The organism is Massilia sp., assembly GCF_031995545.1.
GTDB lineage: Bacteria > Pseudomonadota > Gammaproteobacteria > Burkholderiales > Burkholderiaceae_D > Telluria.
In genome coordinates this window covers 1-7,262 of sequence record NZ_DAMAGA010000074.1, presented here as the reverse complement: position 1 = coordinate 7,262, position 7,262 = coordinate 1, and the positions used below count along the sequence as shown (strand labels likewise).

At 63.4% G+C, this 7,262-nt stretch carries 4 protein-coding genes; 1 reads left to right on the top strand and 3 read right to left on the bottom strand.

All coding sequences use genetic code 11. The features are described 5' to 3' along the window. Positions 1-287 precede the first annotated feature (287 nt). Positions 288-2,756, bottom strand: coding sequence for a penicillin acylase family protein (locus RTQ83_RS24025; RefSeq protein ID WP_409456152.1), 2,469 nt, complete (start codon positions 2,754-2,756; stop codon positions 288-290). After that, complete coding sequence (locus RTQ83_RS24020; protein WP_312520516.1) at positions 2,666-4,309, bottom strand: DUF418 domain-containing protein; 1,644 nt, start codon at positions 4,307-4,309, stop codon at positions 2,666-2,668. Before RTQ83_RS24020 ends, RTQ83_RS24025 begins: the two co-directional genes overlap by 91 nt. Before the next feature lie 198 nt (positions 4,310-4,507). Here RTQ83_RS24020 and RTQ83_RS24015 point away from each other — a divergent pair, with 198 nt between their 5' ends. Continuing rightward, complete coding sequence (locus tag RTQ83_RS24015) at positions 4,508-4,969, top strand: MarR family transcriptional regulator (protein WP_312520513.1); 462 nt, start codon at positions 4,508-4,510, stop codon at positions 4,967-4,969. A gap of 35 nt (positions 4,970-5,004) precedes the next feature. Here RTQ83_RS24015 and RTQ83_RS24010 read toward each other — a convergent pair whose 3' ends face one another. After that, positions 5,005-6,582: a methyl-accepting chemotaxis protein gene (locus tag RTQ83_RS24010; RefSeq protein WP_312520511.1), complete on the bottom strand. Its 1,578-nt coding sequence runs from the start codon at positions 6,580-6,582 to the stop codon at positions 5,005-5,007. Between the last annotated feature and the right edge of the window lie 680 nt (positions 6,583-7,262).

Genomic DNA, 7,262 nt, shown 5'->3' with positions numbered 1-7,262 from the left:
AGCCGGCACCTTCATCAAACGCCCACACTTATCGACTGTTAATTTTTAAAGAACTGTATTCGGTACTGCGCTTGCTGCTTTGTCGCGAATCGTTGTGTTCGTCAGCAGCAGAGGAGAGAGATTATGCAGTGTTTCGCGATCTTCGTCAACTCCCTTTTTGCTTCGCCTCAGATTTCTCTGTGGACCTATGCCAGCGTAACTACTTGATTACGTTAACACTTTTCGGTCACTGCCGAAGCGGAGGCGAACTATAGCAAAGCGCGAGAGGCCACGCAAGGGCCCGCGCGTTATTTCGCTGGCATAAGATGAATGACCTGCTCAGTGGCCTTCTCCACAGCGCCAGACGAATACAGCAACGGAAAATACTTCCCCTCCGCCCAGCTGGTAGCCAGGTCGCGATAGTGCGGGCTAGCTGGATTGCCCGACTGTCCCGGCGTGTTGATGGCGCGCGAGTTATCCCAATCGCCCACGTCCAGCACCATGCGGAACGACGCCCCGTGGATCTGCCAGAAGTTGTCCGCGTGGTAGCTCGACACGTTCACCGTATGCGGCCCGCCCGCACGCGGCAGCGGACCGACGTTCACCTGGGCGCGCCCGGCGCCATCCAGGATCGGCGCCATCGGATGCACGAACATACTGAAGTGAAGCCTGCCCCACTGCCAGCGCTGCGGATCGCGCCCCTGCAGCGACGCCATGTCGGCCCACGCCGCCGCCAGGCTGTCGAGCAGCACCGCGTCGCGCTTGCGCACTGCATCCGCGCCGAAGCGCGATGCCGTCTGCTCGAGCGATTCGAGCAGCACGCTCGCATGCGGCGCATCCATCATGCTCGCCAGATCCGGCGCCAGCACCGCCGCCTTGAACGCATTGCCCAGATGCCGCGACCACCACACCTCGTACAGCGCGGCCGCTGCCGACGCCGCCGTCTCTTCGCCATCCCACGACGACAGCAAGCGCAGCGCCGCCTGGGTATCGCGATCCGGCGACGACAAGGGTTTGAGCAGCGCCACCAGCCGCCTGGCGTTGAGCGACACCACATCGTTCTGCAGCCGCTCCATGTCTTCCATCGTGGCCTTCGGCGTCGCCGCCAGCACCTGCGCGATGCGGCGCGCACGCGCGTTGTCCGGCCACTCGAAACCGAGCTTGTGCTCCTGGTACGGATATCCGCCCGGCAGGTTCATCTCGTTGGCCGATGCGAACCATCCCTGCTTCGGATTGAACGCATACGGCAGCTGGGCGCCGTCGAGGAAGCCCTTCCATTCGTAGCGCCCGTCGCCCGGCACCGGCAGCAGGCCATCCCAGTTGGGCCGCACTGGCGCCAGTCCGCCGGTCACCCAGCCGATATTGCCGGCGGTGTCCGCATACACCTGGTTCTCGGTCGGCGCGCCCCAGCGCCGCATCGCGCGCCGGAACTGGGTGAAGTCCTGCGCCTTCATGTAGTCGATGCTGCCGAAGTACGGCGCCATGCCGGGCGCATTCCACGCGGTGCGCACCGCCAGGGCCAGACGCTTGCCGGCGTTCTGGTAGATCACCGGTCCGTGGCGCGTGAAGCGCAGTTCGACCATGCTGGCCGGCCGCCCGCGCACCTCGACCTTCTCGCGCACGATGCGGAAGTTCTCCCAGCCGCCGCCATAGCGGTACTGGTTCGGATTGGCGGGATTGGTCTGGTAGACGTACAGGTCTTCCTGATCGATGCTGAAGATGGTCAGTCCGAATGCGACCTTGCCGTTATGGCCGATCGACACGCCCGGCAGTGCTGGCTCGCCGGCCCCGATCACGTTCAGTCCCGGCGCGTTCAGGTGCACGATGTAACGCAGCGACGGCGCGCCATAGGCGCGGTGCGGATCGTTGGCCAGGATCGGCCGTCCGGTCACGGTGCGCGATGGCGCCAGCACCCAGTTGTTGCTGCCTTCGAGCGTGGCGTCGTCCGACATGACGGATGGCATGGTCGAGGCCAGCGGCGTGCGGCGATCGAAGCGTACCGGATCGGTGGCGCGCTGGAACACCTCGAGCGCGTCTTCGGGCAGGCATGGATCCAGCCCTTCAGGCACCCTGGTGGTCCACGCCGGCGACAGGCGCGCCCGCACGGCATCGGCCTCCAGTCCCGCAGCCGCCGCAGCCGCGCGGCAGACCATGCGCGCCCGCGCGAATTCGTGGGTCAGGTTACGCGTCAGGCCATGACTGCGGATGCGCACCACGTCTTCGGCACGCCACTTTGCCGGCTGATAGCCGAGCTGACGGAATTCGAACGGCAGCAGTTCCGGCCGCCGTGCGATGTAATCGATATAAGCGTTGATGCCGGCCACGAAGCGCGCACTGGTGCGCTCCGCGTCCTGGCCATAGGCCTGCCATTCGGGCGCCATCGCGCTGCGGTACAGGAACAGGCGCGCCGCCCGGTCCTGCTCCACATAGCCGGGGCCGAACACCGAGGCCAGCTCGCCCAGGCCGCGCCGGCGCCACAGGTCGATCTGGAACAGGCGGTCGCGCGCGGCGTTGAAACCCTGGACGAAGAAGACATCATCCTGGCTCTGCGCATAAATGTGCGGCACGCCCCACTTGTCGACCACGATGCGGGCCGGCTTGCTCAAGCCCGCCAATGCGATCGGCTGCGCCGCCACCGGCAGCGCGGCGCAGGCCAGCAGCGCCGCGCCGAGAACAATCGCGCCCCTCACGCGGCGGTCGCCGCTGCAGCCACCGGCGCTTGCGCTTTGATGCGCATCGGCGGAATTGTCCAGTAGGTGACGGCGCGCCACAGCCATTCCATCGGGCCGTAACGGAAGCGCGCCAGCCACAGGTGGCTGAACACGATCTGCAGCGCGGCCAGCACCACCACGAACAGCATCTGGTCGACGCGCGAGATGCCCCAGTTGCCGAAGCCATAGCCGAAGAAGAAGGTCGATGCCACCAGCGACTGGGTCAGATAATTGGTAAGCGCCATGCGGCCGAACGGCGCCAGGACGCTGATCTTGTTCAGCGGCGAGGCGCTGTACAGCATCAGGATCACCAGGCTGACGTAGCCGATCGAGGCCGGCAGGTTGCCCAGCATTTGCAGGCCGGAGGCGAACTGCCAGCCGTCGGCGCCGCGCGAACCGGGGATCGGATGCATCGCGATGGTGGAACCGATCAGGCCCATGCCGACGCCGATCGGGATGCCGAACAGGGCCAGCTTGCGAAACAGCGGCAGGTGCTGCCGCGCGTTCTCCATGATGCCGGCGCGGACGAACCAGGTACCGATCAGGAACATGCCGATCAGGATGGTGGCGAAACCGACCTCGCCCTGCACATGCTCGGCGAAGCGTCCGGCGCGCATCGCCACCACGTCACGGTAGCTGCCTTTGCTCATTACTGCGGTCTCTTCTTCGATGCGCTGTTCGCGTTCCTTGCGCATCTTGGCGCGCTCGGCTTCCACTTCCTTTTGCTTCTTGATCGCTTCCTGGGTCACGGCCGGCTTGTCCTGCTGCGGAAAGTAATATTGCGTGGCGCCCGCTGCGGCGGCCATGAAGAACATGAAGCAGTAGATGCCGACGCCGAGGCGCCACGGGCGCGCCGGCTTGTCCGCGTGATAGCGCTTGGTGAGCATCCCCAATACGGTGAGCGCAAAGCCCAGCACCGGCATGGCGAAACGCGCTTCGCGCGGCGTATCGGGGACGAACCAGCAGGCGACGCCGGCCAGCAGCACGATCGCGCCGACCAGCATCAGGATGAAGGCGATCACCGGCGGCCGGCCGAAGCGCTTCAGGCGCTGTTCGCCGCGCAGCCACCACGCGGCCAGGCCGAAGAACGCCAGGCCGCCGGCCATGCCGAACAGCCAGTTCATGCCGGGGATGAAACCGCCGCCGATGCACAGGATCAGGGCCAGCAGGATCCATTTGGCGCGGCCGTACAGCACGATCAGCAGCGCCGAAGCGCCGACCGCGTAGCTGACCAGGATGTCGCCGCCGAACAGGAAGATGTGGTGCAGGACGCCGAACACCGCCAGCGCGGCGATACGGCGCATGTACGGCACCAGGAAGCCGCGCTCGGCGCGTTCGGCGCGCGTCAGCATGACGGCGAAGCCCATGCCGAACAGGAGCGAGAAGATGGTCCAGAACTTACCGGTGACGAAGTACTGGACGAAATAGCTGATCCACAGGTTGGCGCCCGTGAGTCCCTCCTGCATGCCCGTGCCGAGCGAAGCGATGGCGCGGTTGAAGAACTCGACGTTCATCATCAGGATGCCGATCAGGGCAAACCCGCGCACGACGTCGAGTGACTGGATGCGTTCGTTGCTCGCCACGGGCGTCAACGCCGCTGCTGCTACCGGCTTGTCCATTTCCATCCCCTTTAGATGACAGTCTGGAAATCGTATCCCGGCCGTGTATGTACCGGTTGTGCGATGCGACGAAATGCAGAAAAGTGCGCTTGAAGCGTTATTTAAGCATGGGATAGTTATCCTGCATGGAGACGGGTTTGCGTTGGTAGTGGCGTACCATCGCTTGCAATTAGCTTGCGTGCGATCTATATTGGACTGATGAAATCGACGAACGACTCCCCTTCCGTGGCGGCGCCGGCCCTGGACAGCCAGCTGTGCTTCGCGCTGTATTCGACCTCGCTGGCCATGATGCGCGTGTATCGCGGCTTGCTGCCCAAGCTCGGCCTGACCTATCCGCAGTATCTGGTGATGATGGTGTTGTGGGAACAGGATCAGCTGACCGTGTCCGATATCGGTGAACGATTGTTCCTCGATTCGGCGACGCTGACCCCGCTGCTCAAGCGCATGGAAGCGCAGGGCCTGGTGCTGCGCACGCGCGCGCGCAGCGATGAACGCCAGGTGATCATCAGCCTGACCGAGCAGGGCAACGCGCTGAGGAAAGACGCCGCCGAGATCATGCCGGCAGTGTTGTGCGCAACCCAGTGCTCGGTCGACGAAGTGTCGTCGCTGCGCGACCAGTTGGTCAGCCTGCGCAAGAGCCTGAACGACAACGCCGGCTGAGGCCGGCGTTTTTCGGGCAATTACAAACGATGCTGTCAGGCCGTGATGCGCAGCATCGACGAGTCGCCTTCGAGGCGGAACACGCGCACGGTGTTCAGCAGGTGACCGGCCTGATCCTTTAGCGCCGCCGCCGCCGCGGCGGCTTGCTCGACCAGGGCCGCGTTTTGTTGGGTGACCATGTCCATCTGGTCGACCGCATGGTTGACCTGCTGGATGCCGGCATGCTGCGCTTCGCTGGCGGTGGTGATCTCGGCGATGATGCCGCTCACATGCTGCACGCTGCTAACGATGTCGTTCATCGTCACGCCGGCCTGCTCGACCAGCTTGGTGCCGGCATCGACCTGGCTGACCGATGCACCGATCAGCGCCGAAATTTCCTTCGCCGCGGTGGCCGAGCGCTGCGCCAGGTTGCGCACCTCGCTGGCGACGACCGCGAAACCGCGTCCCTGCTCGCCGGCGCGGGCCGCTTCCACTGCGGCGTTCAGGGCCAGGATGTTGGTCTGGAATGCGATACCGTCGATGACGCTGATGATGTCGGAAATCTTGCGCGACGATGCATTGATTTCTTGCATCGTATCGACCACGGCGTTGACCACTTCCCCACCCTTCTGGGCCACTGCGCTGGCCGAAGCGGCAAGGGTATTGGCGTGACGCGCGTGGGAGGTATTCTGCTCGACGACCATGGCCAGTTCTTTCATCGAATTGGCCGTCTGGCCCAGCGAGCTGGCCTGCTCTTCGGTGCGCATCGACAGATCTTCGTTGCCGGCGCTGATCTCGCTGGATGCGGTCGCGATCATGTCGGTGCCGCCGCGTACTTGGGCGACGATGCTTTGCAGGCTGGCCTGCATCCCGCGCATGGCGTGCATGACGCTGGCTTCGTCTTTCGCGCGGACCGCCACGTCGACGGTCAGGTCGCCGGAAGCGATCGCGGTGGCGATACGATTGACTTCGATCGGCTCGCCGCCGAGCTGGCGCAGCAGGTGGGCGGTGATTGCGCTGCCGACCAGCACGCTCAGGACCACGGCGGCGAGGGTGACGAACACGATCGTGCCCTGGGCGGTGGAGATTGCAGCCTGGGCGTTGGCGGTGCCCTGTTCGACTTTGTTTTGCACGTCCTTGATGACCAGGTTGATGTCTTGCACGTTACGGCGGCGCAGCGGGCTGCATTCGTTGACCAGGAAGGTGCCGTATTCGGTCATCTGGCCTGCGGCGCGATAACGGCGCGGGCGATCCAACTCCTGCGCCATTTGCAGCAGGCCTTCGCGCATTTTCGCGAAGTCGGCATTGCCGGCGAAGAGCGGAGTGAGCGCTTCCAGCTCTTCCAGATAATGGGCCTTGTGCTGGTCCAGGATGGCCAGTTCGCGCGTTGCGTCGGCATCGTTCGGGAATACGAAGGCATTACGGGCCGCCAGGCCGGTTTGTGCCAGCGATTCGCGCAGTTCGTACAGGCGCTCGAGCTGCGTCGTGCGGATGGTGTTTTGCGCAGTCATCTCCCGCCCCACATTCCCCAGCCCGCGCCACGCGATCACGGCAAGGATGACGATCAGGATGCCGACCAGGCCGAACCCGACGCCGAGCTTCGCCCTCGTGCTGAGTGTGGAAAGTTTATTCATTATTTGAGGTTTAAGAAGAGTGGAGATACCTGCGCGTGTGCATGGATCGCGCAGGAATGCTATCGAAAGCAGGCGATTATAAAGTGGAATCTATAGCGCACGATTCATTCTGGACGGAAAGTATAATTATTTATCCGAATCGTTATTTACATTGATGCGTTTACGCAAATGACCCGCTAATGAAGCTTTTCTTCATTTTTCGGTCAGGATTTTGTTGTAATAAACGGTAGGGATGGGGGCTGGCGGAGGCGCAGGGTGGACGGCTCTGCCGTTCATGCATTCGATCGGCCGACGCGCCTTTTATCGCGTGCCCGATATGTCTGGGTAGGGTTGGCCTAGGCGGCCCCGCGGTTCGCCGCCGACGCGTTCAACCGGCTGCCGATTTATCGCGCTGTTCGCAATGAATGAAAGCTGGTTGAACGCGTCGGCAGCGGAGCTGCCAACCCTACGGTTCGCAATGATTTTGCTATTAAAGGTCCGCCATTATTGTAGGGTTGGCGGCTCTGCCGCCGACGCGTTCAACCTGCGTTGGCATATTCATACCGTTTGCATTGCATCGAAGCCGGTTGGACGCGTCGGCAGCGAAGCTGCCAACCCTACGGTATTCGACATACTGGCGCTGCAGAATGCAAAAAAGCCCGCTCAGATCACTGAGCGGGCTTTTTCATATAACTAGCCTG

Coding starts and splice junctions, on each gene's coding strand:
- RTQ83_RS24020 (WP_312520516.1), bottom strand. CDS start 4,309: ATGGACAAGCCGGTAGCAGCAGCGGCGTTGACGCCCGTGGCGAGCAAC.
- RTQ83_RS24010 (WP_312520511.1), bottom strand. CDS start 6,582: ATGAATAAACTTTCCACACTCAGCACGAGGGCGAAGCTCGGCGTCGGG.
- RTQ83_RS24025 (WP_409456152.1), bottom strand. CDS start 2,756: ATGGCTGTGGCGCGCCGTCACCTACTGGACAATTCCGCCGATGCGCAT.
- RTQ83_RS24015 (WP_312520513.1), top strand. CDS start 4,508: ATGAAATCGACGAACGACTCCCCTTCCGTGGCGGCGCCGGCCCTGGAC.